We start from the raw sequence: 14,123 nt of genomic DNA, 5'->3' as shown, positions 1-14,123 counted from the left end.
AGGGAATTGGCAACGCACTTTTGGCGTGGTAACGGTGGTCGTCTCCTTCTCCCATGCATCGTATGACCGACCATGACACCGCCGCGGCGACCGATATCCAGTTGAACCAGCTCGTGTTCCTGTCCGACGCGCTGTCGGCCGTGGCCGGCGCGATCGGCTCGCCGGATTTCGTCGCGGTCGTGTTCGAGAACCTCACGCGCATCGTCGATTGCGATTCCATTCATCTGGATTACGAGGACGAGTCGCTGCTCGAGCGGCGCGTCGGCTGGATCGGCAGCTACGGCACGTATCCGGACCAGATCGAGCGCACGATGACGCGCTATTACCGCGATTTCGCGCGGATCGACACGACCTTCGACTGCATCCGCGGCGAGCGTGATACGCAGTTGCTGCAGTTGTCGACGCTGCGGCTGAACCCGGAGATCCGGCGCGCGTTTTACGATACCGAGGACATTCACGACGAATGCGTGGTCACGTATCGCGTGGACGAGCTGACCTACGCGCTGTCGGTATGCCGCGCGCGCCGGCTGCCGCCGTTTTCGCTGAAGGAGCTGAGCATCGTCCGGCATGTCGCGCTGATCGTGTTGCCGCTGGCGGTCGCGCATCGACGCATCGTCGGCGACCGGCCGGCGGATGCAGGCGCGGCGCGTGCGCGCGAGGGCGTCGTCACGCAGCGACTGCACGACGTGTTCGAGAAGCTGACGTCGCGCGAGTCGGAAGTGTGTGCCCGCCTCATTCGCGGCCGGAAGACGCAGGATATCGCGCACGAACTCGGCATTCGTCCTTCGTCGATCGACACCTACGCGCGGCGCGCGTTCGCGAAGCTCGGCATCGAATCGCGGCGCCAGCTGCTGAACCTGCTGGTCGATCACGATGCGCTCGACGCGTCGTCGGCGGCGCGCAGGAGCGACGCGTGACGGCGCCGCCGTGACGCACCCGCGATACGCAAGGAGCGCTCGTTGAGCATGGTCTGGGATGGAATCACGAGCGCCGATGTGCTCGGTGACGCGCAGGTCGAAAGCCGGCACGCATTGGCCGACGCGGCGCGCAGCGGCGAATGGGCGACGGTGCTCGACTTCGTGGCACGCCAGGCCGACCTCATCAATGCGACGCGGCTCGGCGGCACGTCGTTTTACACGCCGCTGCATCAGGCCGCTTTCGGCGGCGCGCCGCGAACGGTCGTTGCCGAGCTGCTGCGCCTCGGTGCATCGCGCATGCTGCGCGATGCACGACGCGAGCGTGCGGTCGACATCGCCACGCGGTTCGGGCGTCGGCACCTGGTCGAGTTGCTGACGCCGCAGCCGCAGCGCTTCGTGCCCGACGATACGCTGCGCGCCATCCAGCGCCGTTTCCACAAGATGATTCTCGGCCGCATCGCTCACCTGCGCGTCGACGCACTGCGCCTGCCCGAACTCGAACCGTTGCTCGAACTCGACGCGCAGGCCGGAAACACGTGGTTCGCCGTGCCGGGCATGTACGGCGGCTTCGGTTATGCGTTGCGCACGGACGGCGAGACGACCGTGCTCGTGTCGGAGAGCTGGAGCCGCGTGGTCGGCGGGTCGGGCCAGCGACACGAGATCACCGCGCATGGCTGCACGCTGGTCGAAGAAGGGTTCGTCTGACGCGGCCGATCGTCCCGTCGCGCTCGAAACCCGAATGACGGGCGGCCCGAATGCCTGTTCGGGCGATTCGGGCCGGCAAGGCGCAGGGGAGGGGCGAACCGTTGCGCGTGTCGAGAGGCGTGCTCTCCTGCGCGCCGCCGCGGCTCAATGTCCGCGATAGATCGAGTGGCGGCTGTCGATCGTCGTCGCGCGGCCGGATTCGCCGGTGGTGCGGGCTTCGCTGCCGTAGCCCGCTTGGTCGGCTTCCGGTGCGACGGTATTTTCACGCACGCGCTTTTCGGCGGCGAGGATCGCGACCGGATACCGGTTGTGGTCCAGCGCCGGGGTGTAGCCGACGGCCGCGAGGCGGGCCATTTCGGCCTTCACGTCGGCGCGGGTCAGCGGGCGGTCGGCCTGTTGCGCGAACGACAGCACGGGTGCGGAAAGGATCAGTGCGGCAAGCGTGGAGGAAATCAGCGTTTTCATCATGGGTCCCTGTCAGGTTGGGTGAACCGCAACCACATCGATGTCGTTGCGAGTGCAGCCAATATAGGTATCGCCACGCCCGGGAAAAACGGCCTCCGGCCCAATTGATTTTTGAGCTGGAATCACGAATCGGGAGCGAATTCGGTCGACGGCCTTGCCGGTCAAGCGTTTCGCCGGAACGGGGGCGGGGAGGCACATCGGTACGCGCATCAAACAGGTCGATCAGACCTCGTGGGACTCAAGTGTGTCGAATTCCGTCTTGGACAGACTTAACCGGCGTCCCTAGACTGAACTCGCTTTCCCATACTCCCTGGAGAAAATCATGAGTCTCGAAGACAAGCTGCCCGGCAACAAGATCCTTGGTTTCGGTACTGCCCCGCTCGGCAACATGTTCCGCAACATTCCCGACGCGGAAGCCGCGGCCACCGTCGAAGCGGCATGGCAACACGGCATCCGATATTTCGATTCGGCACCGTTCTACGGCGCCGGTCTCGCGGAAATCCGCCTCGGCGACGCGCTGGCGAACCAAGCGCGTGACGAATACGTATTGAGCACGAAGGTCGGCCGCGTGATCCTCGATGAAATCGAAGACGTGTCGGCGCGCGATCTCGGCGAAAAGGGCGGCCTGTTCGAACACGGCCGGCCGAACCGCATCGTCAACGACTACACGGCTGACGCGACGCTGCGTTCGATCGAGGACAGCCTGAAGCGCCTGCGTACCGACCGCCTCGACATCGTCTGGGTGCACGACATCGCCCAGGACTTCTACGGCGATGAATGGCTCGCGCAATTCGAGGTCGCGCGCAAGGGCGCATTCCGCGTGCTGAGCAAGCTGCGCGAAGAAGGCGTGATCGACGCATGGGGCCTCGGCGTGAACCGCGTCGAACCGATCGAGCTGGTGCTCGCCCTCGCCGAACCGCAACCGGACGGCATGCTGCTGGCCGGCCGCTACACGCTGCTCGATCACGAACGTGCGCTGCAACGCGTGATGCCGGCGGCTGCCGCGCAGAACGTCGGGATCGTCGTCGGCGGCCCGTACAGCTCGGGCGTGCTCGCAGGCGGCACGCACTTCGAATACCAGAAGGCTTCGCCGGCAATCCTCGCGAAGGTCGAGCGGATCAAGGCGATCGCCGCGCGCCACGACGTGCCGATCAAGGCCGCCGCGCTGCAGTTCTCGATGTCGCATCCGGCCACCGTCGCGGTGATCCCGGGCGCGAGCCGTCCGGAGCGGATCGCGGAAGACCAGGCTGCGCTGAACGTGGCGATTCCGGCCGATTTCTGGCGTGACATGCGTGAACAAGGCCTGATCGCGGCCAATGCGCCGCTACCGACCGGTCGTTGATCCTGACGGGTGATGACGTGGCACAGGCAAATGCAAGCATCGAACTCCCGGCTTCGGCCGGAACCGTCTGGCAACTGATCGGCGGCTTCGGGTCGCTGCCCGACTGGCTGTCGTACATTCCTGCCAGCGAGCTGGGCGAAGGCGGGCGCGTGAGGCGTCTCGCGAACCCGGTCGGCGAGACGATCGTCGAGCGGCTGGTCGCGTTCGACGAAGCGGCACGCAGCTACACGTACGCGATCCTCGAAGCGCCGTTCCCGGTCGTGAACTATCGCGCCACGCTGCGCGTGCGCGAAAACGGATCGAACGCGTCGACCGTCGAGTGGTCGGGCACGTTTACGCCACGCGGCGCGACCGACGACGAGACCATCCGGCTGTTCCGCGGGATCTACGAAGACGGCCTCGCGGAACTGGCGAAGCGGTTCGCGGCGGACTGACGGCAGTGCGTCGCATCGTGTGTGAAGGCGGGGGCGCGTCCATGCCGTTCGGTATGCGAAGCAGGTGCGCGCCCGCCACCTGCACGCGGGGTGCCGGTCTTATTTCTCAACCGCCGCGACGACGTCCTCGCCGGTCAGGATCTCGCGGAAGATGCCGACCAGCGGCCGCAGGTTGACCTTGTGCCACGCGGCCCACAGCGGCGTGCGGTAGCTGAACCACGGCAGCTCGCGCAACACGACGCCTTCCGGTACCTGGTGTCGCAGGCTCTGCTGGATCATCGTCACGCCGAGCCCGGCGGCAACCAGGCCGAGCGCCGCGAGCGGCTCGGTCGCTTCCACCGAAATGTCCGGCGAGAAGCCGGCCCTTGCACAGGCCGCGACGAACGCGCCGTGACGCGGCGCGCTTTCCTGCTGCGTCACGCCGATCCACGCCTGGGCGGCGAGATCGCCGGCGACGAGCGCCTTCTTCTTCACGAGCGGGTGCCCGTCGGGCATCGCGAGCAGCATCGGATCGTTCAGTACCATCGTCGAGTCGAGTTCGGGATCGTCGGGCGCGGGCGGCTCGGTGACGAGCGCGATGTCGAGGCTGCGCTCGCGCAAGCCTTCGAGCTGCGCGGCGGACTGATAGTTGTACAAGGCGAGATGAACGGCGGGACGATCGGCGCGCAGCGTCTTCAGCGCGCGCGGCAGCACGCCCGAGTGCGTGGCCGTTTCGAGGTAACCGATGCACAGGCCGCCTTCGTCGCCGCGGCCGAGCCGGCGCGCGAGCGATTCGAGCCGGTTCGCATGGCGCAGGAACGCATGCGTTTCGCTGAGGAACGTGCGCCCGTCGCGCGTCAGACGAATGCGCTGCTGGCTGCGTTCGAACAGCGTCAGGCCGAGCTTTTCCTCGAGCTGCGCGATCTGGCGGCTGAGCGGCGATTGCGAAATGTGCAGGCGCTCGGCCGCGCGGCCGACGTGTTCTTCTTCCGCGACCGCGATGAAATACTGAAGCTGGCGGATGTCGAGCATATAAGACCTTCAGGGACTCAAGTGTTTGTAATTATGTCCCTGGTGGACTTATTCGTGCAACCTGGCCGGATGCAATTTCCTTCAAACCCGGGGAGGCGTGCGAGCCTCGACGACATGCCGCCGATCGCGCGTCAGGCGTCGCATGCGCGGCGCCGCCGGCGCGCCTCGTCAATTTCCGTACAGGTCGAAATCGAAATACTTCGACTGGATCGTGTTGTAGGTGCCGTCGCTGCGGATCTGCGCGATCGCGCGATTGAGTGCGTCGCGCAGGTCGCCGTCGGCCTTGCGCACGCCGGCCGCGTCGCCGTTGCCCATGATCTTCGGGTCGTACACGACGCCGCCGGCGAACGAGAAGCCCTTGCCGCGCGGCGTCGACAGGAACCCGAGCTGGCCTTGCACGGCATCCATCAGCACGCCGTCGACGCGCCCGGTGACGAGGTCCGCATACGCCTGGTCGTAGCTCGGATACGGGACGACCTCGACCTTCGCGGCCGCCCACTTCTCTCGCGCATAGGTTTCCTGGATCGTGCCCTGTTCGACCGCGACGCGCTTGCCGGCGAGCTTCGCCGCGTCCGGCAACAGCCCCGAGCCGGTGCGCGCGATCAGCCGCGTCTGGTTGCGGTACAGGCGGTCGGTGAAGTCGATCTGCTGGCGCCGCTGTTCGGTCGCGGCCATCGACGACAGGATCACGTCGAACTTGCGCGCCTGCAGCCCCGGAATCAGCCCGTCGAAACTGCTCGACACCCACACGCATTTCGCCTTCAGCTTCGCGCACAGCGCGTTGCCGAGATCGATGTCGAAGCCTTGCACGCTGCCGTCGGTCGCGGTCGATTCGAACGGCGGGTAGGTCGGGTCGACACCGATGCGGATGGTCGTCCATTCCTTCGCCGACGCCAGCGACGCGAAGGCCATCGCGGCGGCGGAAAGGAGAATCGTGAGGCGCGTCTTCATGGTCAGGCTCCGTTCGTGTGAGGAAGAGTAGGCATGCGCATCAGCTCGGGAAATCGCCGCGCTGGAAATCGTTCGACAGTTCGAGGGCGTCGGCCATCTCGCCGACGGTGACGGGCTTGATCGGTGCGCGGATCCGGTAGTAACCGACGTCGCCGACGCTGCGCCGCTGCACCTCGGCGATCAGCTCGCCGACCGTCGTGCCGCACCAGCGGCCCTGGCATGGGCCCATGCCGCAGCGCGTGAATGCCTTCATCTGGTTCGGTCCCTGGCAACCAAGCGCGGCGAGCTGGCGGATCTCGCCGGCCGTGATCTCCTCGCAGCGGCACACGATCGTGTCGTCGTCGGGGCGGCGCAGCGCGGCGGGCGGCGTGTACAGCGCATCGAGCAGCGGGCGCACCGCGAGATGACGATGCAGCGCACGCAGTACCGGGCGCTCGCGTGCGGCCTGCCGCTGCGCGTCGAGCGTGCCGAGTTCCGCGGCGATGTCGAGCGCCGCCACTTCGCCGGCGAGTGCCGCCGCTCGCGCGCCGCCGATGCCCGCGCCGTCGCCCGCGATCCAGACGTGCGGCACGCTGCTGCGGCCGCGCGCGTCGCATTGCGGCCGCCAGCATGCCGACCGTTCGTCCCATTCGTGTGCGCACCCGAGCGCGCGCGCGAGCTGCGTCGACGGAACGACGCCCTGATGCAGCAGCACGAGCGACGTGTCGAGCATGTGCACGACGCCTCGAGCATCGCGAAAGCGAATGCGTTCGGCGCGCTCGTCGCCGTCGATGCCGATATCGGTCGCACCGCGATAGACGGGAATCCCTGCGTGGCGTACCGCGCGCAGCATGCGCCAGCCCTTGAGCAGATAGTCGGCGCCGCGCAGCGCCGGCAGCGCATGCGGGAGCGCACGACGCCAGGCGTCGCGCGGTGTCGTGTCGATCAGCGCACGCACGCGCCGCCCCGCATTCAGCAATTGCGCGGCGAACAGCCACAGCAGCGGGCCGCTGCCCGCGAGCACGGCGTCGGCCGACGGCGCGAGGCCCGACGATTTCAGCAGCGTCTGCGCGGCGCCGACGCCCATCACGCCGGGCAGCGTCCAGCCGCGCACCGGCCACGGGCGCTCCTGCGCGCCGGTCGCGATCAGCACGGCGCGCGCGCCGACTTCGAGCGTGCCGCCGGACGGGCCGCCTTGCGTGAGCATCGCGACGGGTTCAGGTTCGAACGCGACCTGCCAGACGACGCTGCGCGGCAGGTAATGCGCGCCGCTCGCGAGCAGGTCGTCGACGAGCGGCCGGCCGGCCGTGTAGTCGGTGCCGAGCCATTGCGCGAGCGGCGCCGGCGCATCGGCCACGTTGCGGTAGATCTGGCCGCCGGGCGCGCGGCCTTCGTCCGCGACGACGACCGACAGTCCGGCCGAGCGCGCGGCGGCAGCCGCCGCCATCCCGGCCGGCCCGGCGCCGACGATCAGCAGGTCGCACTGGCGGCGCGTCATGCGAGCCTCGCCTTGCCGTGCATCGCGCGCACCTGCATGCCGTCGGACACGGGTGTCATGCAGCCTTGCACGTTGGGTACGCCATCGACTTCGACGAGACAGTCGAAGCACACGCCCATCATGCAGAACGGGCCGCGCGGCGCGCCGCTCACGGCGCTCGCGCGGCACGCGGCCGGACCGGTGGCGAGCAGCGCGGCCGCGACGCTGTAGTGCGCAGGCACCTCGTGCGGCGTGCCGTCGATATGGATGCGCACGCGTTCGACCGTCGCGGCGGCGGGAATGAGGGATTCAAACATGCCGGACTTCCGTGGGCGCGGCGAAGCGCGCGGTGGTAAAGGCGGACAGGTCGGCCGGCGCGGCGCCGCCCGCGATCCACGGCGCGACGAGATCGGCGTGGGCCGCCGCGAGCGTCACGCCGCTGTGGCAGATCGCGATGAACGCGCCGGGATGCGTGGCCGACGCCTCGTAGACGGGCAGCCCGTCGGGCGTCATGATGCGCAGCGCGCCCCACGCGCGCACGATGCGCGCATGCACGAGCGCCGGGAACGCGGTGCGCGCGCGGCGTGCGATGTCGACCATCGCGGGGCGCGTCTGGCCGTCGTCGAAGCCGACGTCTTCGGCCGAGTCACCGAGCAGCACCGTGCCTTCCGGCGTTTGACGGACGACGAGCGTCGGGTAGTCGAGAAACGGGGCGAGGCGCTCGGTGACCATGATCTGGCCGCGCAACGGCGCGATCGGCGCGAGCAGGTCGACCATCGGCGCGAGCCGTGCATTGTCGAGGCCGGCCGCGAGCACCACGCGCCCGGCGTCGAGCCGCGCGTCGCGCGTGTCGATCTCGAAACGCCCGGCGCGCGGGCGGATCTCGGTGACTTCGCTGCGCGGCAGATAGACGCCGCCGCACTGCTGGAATGCCTGCAGCATCGCGCGCAGCGTGTAGAGCGGATTCGCGTGGCCGTCGTTCGGCGACCACAGCGCGCCGGCCAGCGCTCGCGATGCCGATGGGATGCGCCGGCGCAGCGCCGCCGGATCGAGCACTTCGTACGACAGCGCCGCTTCCTGCCGGTGCAGCGATTCGAGCAGAGTCGTTGCGCTGTCGAGCTCGGCGCGATGCTCGAACAGCTCGATGCCGCCAGGGCGTTCGAAACCGCAGTTCACGCCCGTTGCGCGCTGCAACTGCGCGGCGAACGCGTGCCAGCGCTCGGACGATTCGCGCGACCAGCGCGCATACGGCAGGCAACGGCCGCCTTTGCCCTGTACCCACACGAGCCCGAAATTGCCGCGCGACGCGCGAAACGCGATGTCGTCGCCGTCGCAGACCGCGACGCGCTTGCCGAGACGCGCGACGCCCCACGCGATGGCCATGCCGACGAGGCCGCCGCCGGCCACCACGACGTCGAAGCGGCGCACGGTCATGCGCGGCTCCGGTGTCGTGGGCAAGACGGTTCCGTGTTATATCCCATGACGGCGCGGCTCCCTGCGTTCAATACGTTGTGGAACCGATGTTCGGGCAGGCAAAATGCACTGTCCAATACAGCTTGATCAATGCTCCATAATCCAGTGTTATGACCACGCCATCGCTGAGAATCCGTCAGATCGAAGCGTTCCGTGCGGTGATGCAGCGCCATACCGTCACGCGCGCCGCACGCGATCTCCATATCTCGCAGCCGGCCGTGAGCCGGCTGATCGCCGATCTCGAGGACCGGATCGGCTTCGTGTTGTTCGAGCGGCAGCAGGGGCGGTTCACGCCGACCGCGCAGGCGCGCGTGCTGTACGAGGAGGTCGAGCGCGCGTTCGTCGGGCTCGATCGCGTCGCGCAGGCCGCCGAACAGATCCGCGCGATGCGGCGCGGCACGCTGCGCGTGGCGGGCTCGCCGGCCGTCGCGCTCGACCTGCTGCCGGCGCTCGTCACGCGTTTCTCGCACGCGCATCCGGGCGTCGACGTCACGCTGCTCGCGCACAGCGCATCCACGGTCGTCGACAAGGTTGCGTCAGGGCAGTGCGATGTCGGGCTGATCGCCGAACCCGTCCCGCATCCGGCCGTGCGCGGCGAGCGGCTCGCGGAAAGCGCGATGTGCTGCATCGTGCCGCGCGGGCACCGGCTCGCGCGCAAGCGCATCGTGCAGCCGGCCGACCTGCGCGACGAATCGTTCATCTCGTTTCCGCCGAGCTTCGAGGCGCGCAGCGCGATCGACCGCGTGTTCGTCGAGGCCGGCGTGCCGCGCGTGCTGTCGATCGAGGCGCAACTGTCGCAGACGATCGTCGCGTTCGTCGCGAACGGCGCGGGCGTCGCGCTGATCGATCCGGTGACGGCCGCGTACGCGGGCCGGCGCGTGGCGGTCAAGCCGTTCGAGCCGGCCGTGCCCGATCACTTCTATCTGGTGACGTCTGCGTCGCAGCCGCTGTCGATGGTCGGCGACGCGTTCTGCGCGGATCTGCGCGACGCGTTCGTCAGGATGCGGGAGCGGGGCGGAGGATGATCCGTCACGACCGCGCCGGGTACCCCGGGGCACCGCGGCGCGTGATCGTTCAAGCGATTGCCGTGTCGGTGGCTTCCGCCGCGGCGCGAGCCGGGGCGGCGGCGCCCGCCAGCCGCCGGTAACGCGCGAGGGCCCACAGCGGGAAGTACGCGGTATAGCCGTGATACTTCAGGTAGAAGATGCGCGGGAAACCCGGCGCATTGTGCGAGCGGTGCCACCAGAAGCCGTCGTCCTGTTGCACCGACAGCAGGTACGCGATGCCGCGTTTCACCGAATCGGATTCGTGGTCGCCGAACGCCATCTGCGCGAGCAGCGCCCACGCGGTGAAGTTCGACGTGCTTTCGCCGCCGTTCGTGCCGCCCAGCTTCGGGTCGAGATAGCTGTCGTTGGTCTCGCCCCAGCCGCCGTCCGCATGCTGCCGGGCGCGCAGCCAGTCGATCGCGCGTGCGATATACGGCTGCGACTTGTCCTCGCCGGCGAGCGCGAGGCCGGCCAGCACGCTCCACGTGCCGTAGATGTAGTTCGTGCCCCAGCGGCCCCACCAGCTGCCGTCGGGTTGCTGCGTGCGCTTCACGTAGTCGATGCAGCGCGCGCGCGACGCGCGTTCTTCCGGGCGGTTCGTCACGCCGAAGCACAGCAGCACGCGGCCCGACACGTCCTCGGTCGGCGGATCGAGCAGCGCGCCGTGATCGGCGAACGGGATCGCGTTCAGGTACATGCGGTCGCAGTCGGCGTCGAATGCCGCGAAGCCGCCGTTGCGCGATTGCAGCCCGCGCATCCAGTCGAGCGCGCGTGCGACGCGCGACGCGTGCGGGTTCGTGCCGTCCGCGTTGCGGTGCGTGCGGCCGCGGCGATCGAGCATCGCGGTGACGACCGCCGTGTCGTCGATGTCGGGGTAGTACGGGTTCGCGTACTGGAATGCCCAGCCGCCCGGTTCGACATCGGCCGGCGCGTTCTCGATCCAGTCGCCGCGCAGGTCGTCGACCTGACGCTCGGCCAGCCAGTCGTACGCGCGTGCGATGCGTGCGTCGAGTTCGCGCAGCGCGCCCGACGCCGTCTCGCCGGCGTCCGGCACGGCGACGCCGCGTGCCTGTTCGAGCGCCATCGTGCTCCACGCGGTGTCCCACACCGGCGACAGGCACGGCTGGCAATACATGCTGCCGTCCGGCCGCGTGACCAGCAGCTTTTCCAGCGCGTGTTCGCAATCGCGCCGCAGCGGATGGTCGTCCGGGTAGCCGAGCACCTGCATCATCTGGTAGCTGTACACGATCGGCGGGAAGATGCCGCCGAGCCCGTCCTCGCCGTTCATCCGTTCCGCGCACCAGGCTTCCGCGTGCCGGATCGCGCGCTGCCGCAGGCGCTTCGGCATCAGCGGCTCGACATGGCGGACCGTGCGGTCGAGCGCGAGGAATACCTTGCGCATGCCGCTCGCGGGCGGGAAGTACCGGCGCTCCTCGTCCGGCGGCGTGACGAACAGCTCGCGGATCGAGATGTTGCGCGGATTGCGCGCGCGGGCCTTCAGCGAGCACAGCACGAGCAGCGGCACCATCGTCGTGCGCGCCCAGTATGCGACCTTGTACATCGAGATCGGCACCCACTTCGGGAACAGCACGAATTCGATCGGCATGAACGGCGCCGCGCGCCACGGCACCTGGCCGAACGTCGCGAGCAGGATGCGCGTGAACACGTTCGCGCGCGCCGCGCCGCCGAGCGTCAGGATTGCCTCGCGCGCACGGATCATGTGCGGTGCGTGTTCGCTGTCGCCGGCCGCCTTCAGCGCGAAATACGCCTTCACGCTGCACGACACGTCCGGCGCGCCGTCGACGTACAGTGCCCAGGCGCCATGCGTGTCGAGCCGCTGGTTCGCGCGCAGGTAACGCGCCATCCTCTCCTGGCGGTCGTCGTCGATCTTGTCCATGAAATGCATCATCAGGATGTATTCCGCGGTGATCGTCGCGTCGGATTCGAGTTCGAAACACCAGCTGCCGTCGGGCTGCTGAAGGCGCGCGAGCGCATCGCGTCCACGGGCGATCGCGGTGTCGAGCGCGGACCAGGAAGAGGGGGCGGTTTTGTTCATGCGACGGATCATACCATCCAGCCGGAATGTTTATATCGAGACACCCGGGTGCTACCATCCGCACCATGAAAAAACGTCTCGAACCCGCGCCGCACGATGTGTCCGCGCCCGTCGAACCGGCTGGAACGGCCGGTGTGCGGGCGTCTGAAGGATCGTCAGCGCCCGCCGCCGTCGCCGCCGGCGTGCGGCGAAAAAAAGCGCCGGATCAGGTGCGCGCGCAATTGCTGGCGGCCGCATCGGAAATCGCGACACATCACGGCGTGGCCGCGTTGACGCTCGATGCGGTGGCCGAGCGTGCCGGCGTGACGAAAGGCGCGTTGCAATATCACTTCGCGAACAAGCAGGGGCTGCTCGATGCGTTGTTCGGCCAGGCGACCGCGCGGTTCGGCGCGCAGATGGACGCGCGCATGGCGGCGGATCCGAGCGGCGACGGCGCGGCGGCGCGCGCTTATCTGCATGCGGTGCTCGATGCGGCCAATCCGGCCGCGAGTACCGACGTGCTGCGCGTGCTGGTCGCGTCGATGATTACCGAGCAGGACACGCGCGAACGATGGTCGGTGCCGATGCGCGAATGGACGCGGCCCGATCCGGTGCCGCTCGAGCAGGCTGCGACACTGATGATCTGCCGGCTCGCGGCCGACGGGCTGTGGATTTCGGAATTGCTGGACAGCGTCGAGGTATCGGCCGAACTGCGCGCGGAGATCGTGCGCCAGCTCGATGCGATGAGCAGGGGCGTGTTTCCCAACGGCGGCTGAAGCAACCTGTATCACACCGGCTTGCCCGCGCCCGGACATGCCGCTCCAACGGCAAGCGGGCGCGCGTCGCCCGTTCTTGCCGCCGCTGGAAAAACGAAAGCCCGGCGCGAAGCCGGGGTGACCGGCACGCGCCGATGCAATCGCTGTCAGGCCGACGATGCCGCCGACGCGTTGCCGTCCGCGCGGCGACGGTACAGCCCGAGCGTCGCGCACAAGCCGCAGAGCGCGGCGAAGCTCAGCCAGTAGCCGGGTGCGGCCTTGTCGTGCAGGACCTGAATCAGATACGTCGATACCGCCGGCGTAGCGCCGCCGAACAGCGCCGTCGCGAGACTGAACGCCAGCGAGAAACCCGCGACGCGCACTTCGACCGGCATCACTTCGGTGAGCGCGGCGACCATCGCGCCGTTATACATGCCGAAGAAGAACGAGAACCACAGCAGCACGATCAGCATGCGCGCAAAGCTCGGCGCATCGGCAAGCCAGGACAACGCCGGATAAGCCGTGAGGATCGCCAGCACGGAAATGGCGAGCAGCACCGGCTTGCGGCCGATGCGGTCGGAGATCGTGCCGCCGATCGGAAGCCAGATGAAATTCGATGCAGCCACGAGCAGCGTCACCATCAAGCTGTCGGAGGTGGACAGCTTCAGTACCGACTTGCCGAAGGTCGGCGTATAGACCGTGATGAGATAGAAGGTGGTGGTGGTCATGGCGGTCAGCAGCATGCCGCCGATCACGGTGCGCCAGTTGGCGAGCAGCATCGCGAAAATGTCGCGTGCCTGCGGATGATGCCGCCGCGCTTCGAACGCCGCGGTCTCCTGCAGCGAGCGGCGCAACACGAACAGGAACGGCACGATCGCGCAACCGATAAAGAACGGCACGCGCCAGCCCCATGCGGCGATTTGCTGTGCGGACAACCACGCGTTCAGGCTGTAACCGATGGCCGCCGCCACGACGATGGCCACCTGCTGGCTCGCCGACTGCCAGCTCGTGTAGAACCCTTTGTTGCCGGGCGTCGCCATTTCCGCGAGATAGACGGATACGCCGCCGAGTTCGGCGCCTGCCGAAAAGCCCTGCAACAGACGCCCGAGCAGCACGAGCGCCGGCGCGAGCAGGCCGATGGTCGCGTACCCGGGCACGCAGGCGATCAGAATGGTGCCGCTCGCCATGATCGACAGCGTAACGATCAGCCCGGTGCGCCGTCCGACCTTGTCGATGTACGCGCCGAGAAAGATCGCACCGAGCGGACGCATCAGAAAGCCCGCGCCGAACACCGCGAAGGTGAGCATCAGCGACGCGAACTCGCTGGTGGACGGGAAGAAGATCTTCGAGATCGACGTCGCGTAGAAGCCGAACAGAAAGAAATCGAACTGTTCGATGAAATTGCCGCTCGTCACACGCAACACGGCGGCGGCCCTTGTCGTGGGCGAAACGCCGGGTGTCGCGGCGATCGGTTCGGTACGGTTCATTGCGTCTCCTGCTTCTTGTCTGTAGTGATGGGCGCCCAACGGGCGC

General features: G+C 68.2%; 14 protein-coding genes. 6 read left to right on the top strand and 8 right to left on the bottom strand.

Features of this window, described 5'->3' with window-relative positions:
- Window positions 1–62: 62 nt before the first annotated feature.
- Window positions 63–917: a helix-turn-helix transcriptional regulator gene (locus VXM69_RS37675; RefSeq protein WP_175026846.1), complete on the top strand. Its 855-nt coding sequence runs from the start codon at window positions 63–65 to the stop codon at window positions 915–917.
- Between the two features lie 48 nt (window positions 918–965).
- The gene (locus tag VXM69_RS37670) at window positions 966–1,622 is read left to right on the top strand and encodes an ankyrin repeat domain-containing protein (protein ID WP_367190797.1); all 657 of its coding nucleotides are present in this window, start codon (window positions 966–968) and stop codon (window positions 1,620–1,622) included.
- A 144-nt stretch (window positions 1,623–1,766) separates the two neighbouring features.
- Here the strand turns inward: VXM69_RS37670 and VXM69_RS37665 are convergent, their stop codons facing one another.
- Window positions 1,767–2,090 (bottom strand): DUF4148 domain-containing protein, encoded by a 324-nt coding sequence (locus tag VXM69_RS37665; RefSeq protein ID WP_185732844.1) that lies wholly within the window; start codon window positions 2,088–2,090, stop codon window positions 1,767–1,769.
- A 319-nt stretch (window positions 2,091–2,409) separates the two neighbouring features.
- Between VXM69_RS37665 and VXM69_RS37660 the strand changes: the two genes are divergently transcribed.
- Window positions 2,410–3,429 carry an aldo/keto reductase gene (locus VXM69_RS37660; protein ID WP_367190500.1) on the top strand — a complete coding sequence of 340 codons (1,020 nt, stop codon included), beginning with the start codon at window positions 2,410–2,412 and terminating at the stop codon, window positions 3,427–3,429.
- 17 nt (window positions 3,430–3,446) lie between these two features.
- A complete protein-coding gene (locus VXM69_RS37655) occupies window positions 3,447–3,863 on the top strand; it encodes an SRPBCC family protein (protein ID WP_034192033.1) in 417 nt (138 codons plus the stop codon).
- 99 nt (window positions 3,864–3,962) lie between these two features.
- Here the strand turns inward: VXM69_RS37655 and VXM69_RS37650 are convergent, their stop codons facing one another.
- The 5 genes from VXM69_RS37650 to VXM69_RS37630 all read right to left on the bottom strand — a co-directional run bounded on the left by VXM69_RS37650 (window position 3,963) and on the right by VXM69_RS37630 (window position 8,715).
- The gene (locus tag VXM69_RS37650; protein ID WP_367190499.1) at window positions 3,963–4,874 is read right to left on the bottom strand and encodes a LysR family transcriptional regulator; all 912 of its coding nucleotides are present in this window, start codon (window positions 4,872–4,874) and stop codon (window positions 3,963–3,965) included.
- A 168-nt stretch (window positions 4,875–5,042) separates the two neighbouring features.
- Entirely contained in the window at window positions 5,043–5,825 is a 783-nt protein-coding gene (locus VXM69_RS37645) for an ABC transporter substrate-binding protein (RefSeq protein ID WP_034191906.1), read from the bottom strand.
- A gap of 40 nt (window positions 5,826–5,865) precedes the next feature.
- Window positions 5,866–7,302 (bottom strand): NAD(P)/FAD-dependent oxidoreductase, encoded by a 1,437-nt coding sequence (locus tag VXM69_RS37640; RefSeq protein ID WP_367190498.1) that lies wholly within the window; start codon window positions 7,300–7,302, stop codon window positions 5,866–5,868.
- On the bottom strand, window positions 7,299–7,598 hold the full coding sequence (locus VXM69_RS37635) for a (2Fe-2S)-binding protein (RefSeq protein ID WP_034191904.1): 300 nt from the start codon (window positions 7,596–7,598) through the stop codon (window positions 7,299–7,301). Before VXM69_RS37635 ends, VXM69_RS37640 begins: the two co-directional genes overlap by 4 nt.
- Window positions 7,591–8,715 carry an FAD-binding oxidoreductase gene (locus VXM69_RS37630; RefSeq protein WP_124670042.1) on the bottom strand — a complete coding sequence of 375 codons (1,125 nt, stop codon included), beginning with the start codon at window positions 8,713–8,715 and terminating at the stop codon, window positions 7,591–7,593. Before VXM69_RS37630 ends, VXM69_RS37635 begins: the two co-directional genes overlap by 8 nt.
- 149 nt (window positions 8,716–8,864) lie before the next feature.
- On the opposite strand from VXM69_RS37630, the gene VXM69_RS37625 reads away from it, so the two are divergent.
- Complete coding sequence (locus VXM69_RS37625) at window positions 8,865–9,779, top strand: LysR substrate-binding domain-containing protein (RefSeq protein WP_124670041.1); 915 nt, start codon at window positions 8,865–8,867, stop codon at window positions 9,777–9,779.
- 49 nt (window positions 9,780–9,828) lie between these two features.
- On the opposite strand, the gene shc is transcribed toward VXM69_RS37625, so the two are convergent.
- Window positions 9,829–11,868 (bottom strand): squalene--hopene cyclase, encoded by a 2,040-nt coding sequence (shc, locus tag VXM69_RS37620; protein WP_367190497.1) that lies wholly within the window; start codon window positions 11,866–11,868, stop codon window positions 9,829–9,831.
- A gap of 53 nt (window positions 11,869–11,921) precedes the next feature.
- Here shc and VXM69_RS37615 point away from each other — a divergent pair, with 53 nt between their 5' ends.
- On the top strand, window positions 11,922–12,611 hold the full coding sequence (locus VXM69_RS37615; protein WP_034191900.1) for a TetR/AcrR family transcriptional regulator: 690 nt from the start codon (window positions 11,922–11,924) through the stop codon (window positions 12,609–12,611).
- Between the two features lie 146 nt (window positions 12,612–12,757).
- Here VXM69_RS37615 and VXM69_RS37610 read toward each other — a convergent pair whose 3' ends face one another.
- Window positions 12,758–14,077, bottom strand: coding sequence for an MFS transporter (locus VXM69_RS37610; RefSeq protein ID WP_124670040.1), 1,320 nt, complete (start codon window positions 14,075–14,077; stop codon window positions 12,758–12,760).
- Window positions 14,078–14,123 lie beyond the last annotated feature (46 nt).

It is taken from the genome of Burkholderia sp. Ed8, assembly GCF_040761425.1.
In the GTDB taxonomy this organism is placed as follows: domain Bacteria; phylum Pseudomonadota; class Gammaproteobacteria; order Burkholderiales; family Burkholderiaceae; genus Burkholderia; species Burkholderia seminalis.
This window is presented reverse-complemented; position numbering and strand designations above follow the sequence as displayed.

Bases quoted from the DNA above. Each gene is read 5' to 3' on its own strand.
- VXM69_RS37675 (WP_175026846.1), top strand. From the start codon at position 63: ATGACCGACCATGACACCGCCGCGGCGACCGATATCCAGTTGAACCAG.
- VXM69_RS37670 (WP_367190797.1), top strand. From the start codon at position 966: ATGGTCTGGGATGGAATCACGAGCGCCGATGTGCTCGGTGACGCGCAG.
- VXM69_RS37665 (WP_185732844.1), bottom strand. From the start codon at position 2,090: ATGATGAAAACGCTGATTTCCTCCACGCTTGCCGCACTGATCCTTTCC.
- VXM69_RS37660 (WP_367190500.1), top strand. From the start codon at position 2,410: ATGAGTCTCGAAGACAAGCTGCCCGGCAACAAGATCCTTGGTTTCGGT.
- VXM69_RS37650 (WP_367190499.1), bottom strand. From the start codon at position 4,874: ATGCTCGACATCCGCCAGCTTCAGTATTTCATCGCGGTCGCGGAAGAA.
- VXM69_RS37645 (WP_034191906.1), bottom strand. From the start codon at position 5,825: ATGAAGACGCGCCTCACGATTCTCCTTTCCGCCGCCGCGATGGCCTTC.
- VXM69_RS37640 (WP_367190498.1), bottom strand. From the start codon at position 7,302: ATGACGCGCCGCCAGTGCGACCTGCTGATCGTCGGCGCCGGGCCGGCC.
- VXM69_RS37635 (WP_034191904.1), bottom strand. From the start codon at position 7,598: ATGTTTGAATCCCTCATTCCCGCCGCCGCGACGGTCGAACGCGTGCGC.
- VXM69_RS37630 (WP_124670042.1), bottom strand. From the start codon at position 8,715: ATGACCGTGCGCCGCTTCGACGTCGTGGTGGCCGGCGGCGGCCTCGTC.
- VXM69_RS37625 (WP_124670041.1), top strand. From the start codon at position 8,865: ATGACCACGCCATCGCTGAGAATCCGTCAGATCGAAGCGTTCCGTGCG.
- shc (WP_367190497.1), bottom strand. From the start codon at position 11,868: ATGATCCGTCGCATGAACAAAACCGCCCCCTCTTCCTGGTCCGCGCTC.
- VXM69_RS37615 (WP_034191900.1), top strand. From the start codon at position 11,922: ATGAAAAAACGTCTCGAACCCGCGCCGCACGATGTGTCCGCGCCCGTC.
- VXM69_RS37610 (WP_124670040.1), bottom strand. From the start codon at position 14,077: ATGAACCGTACCGAACCGATCGCCGCGACACCCGGCGTTTCGCCCACG.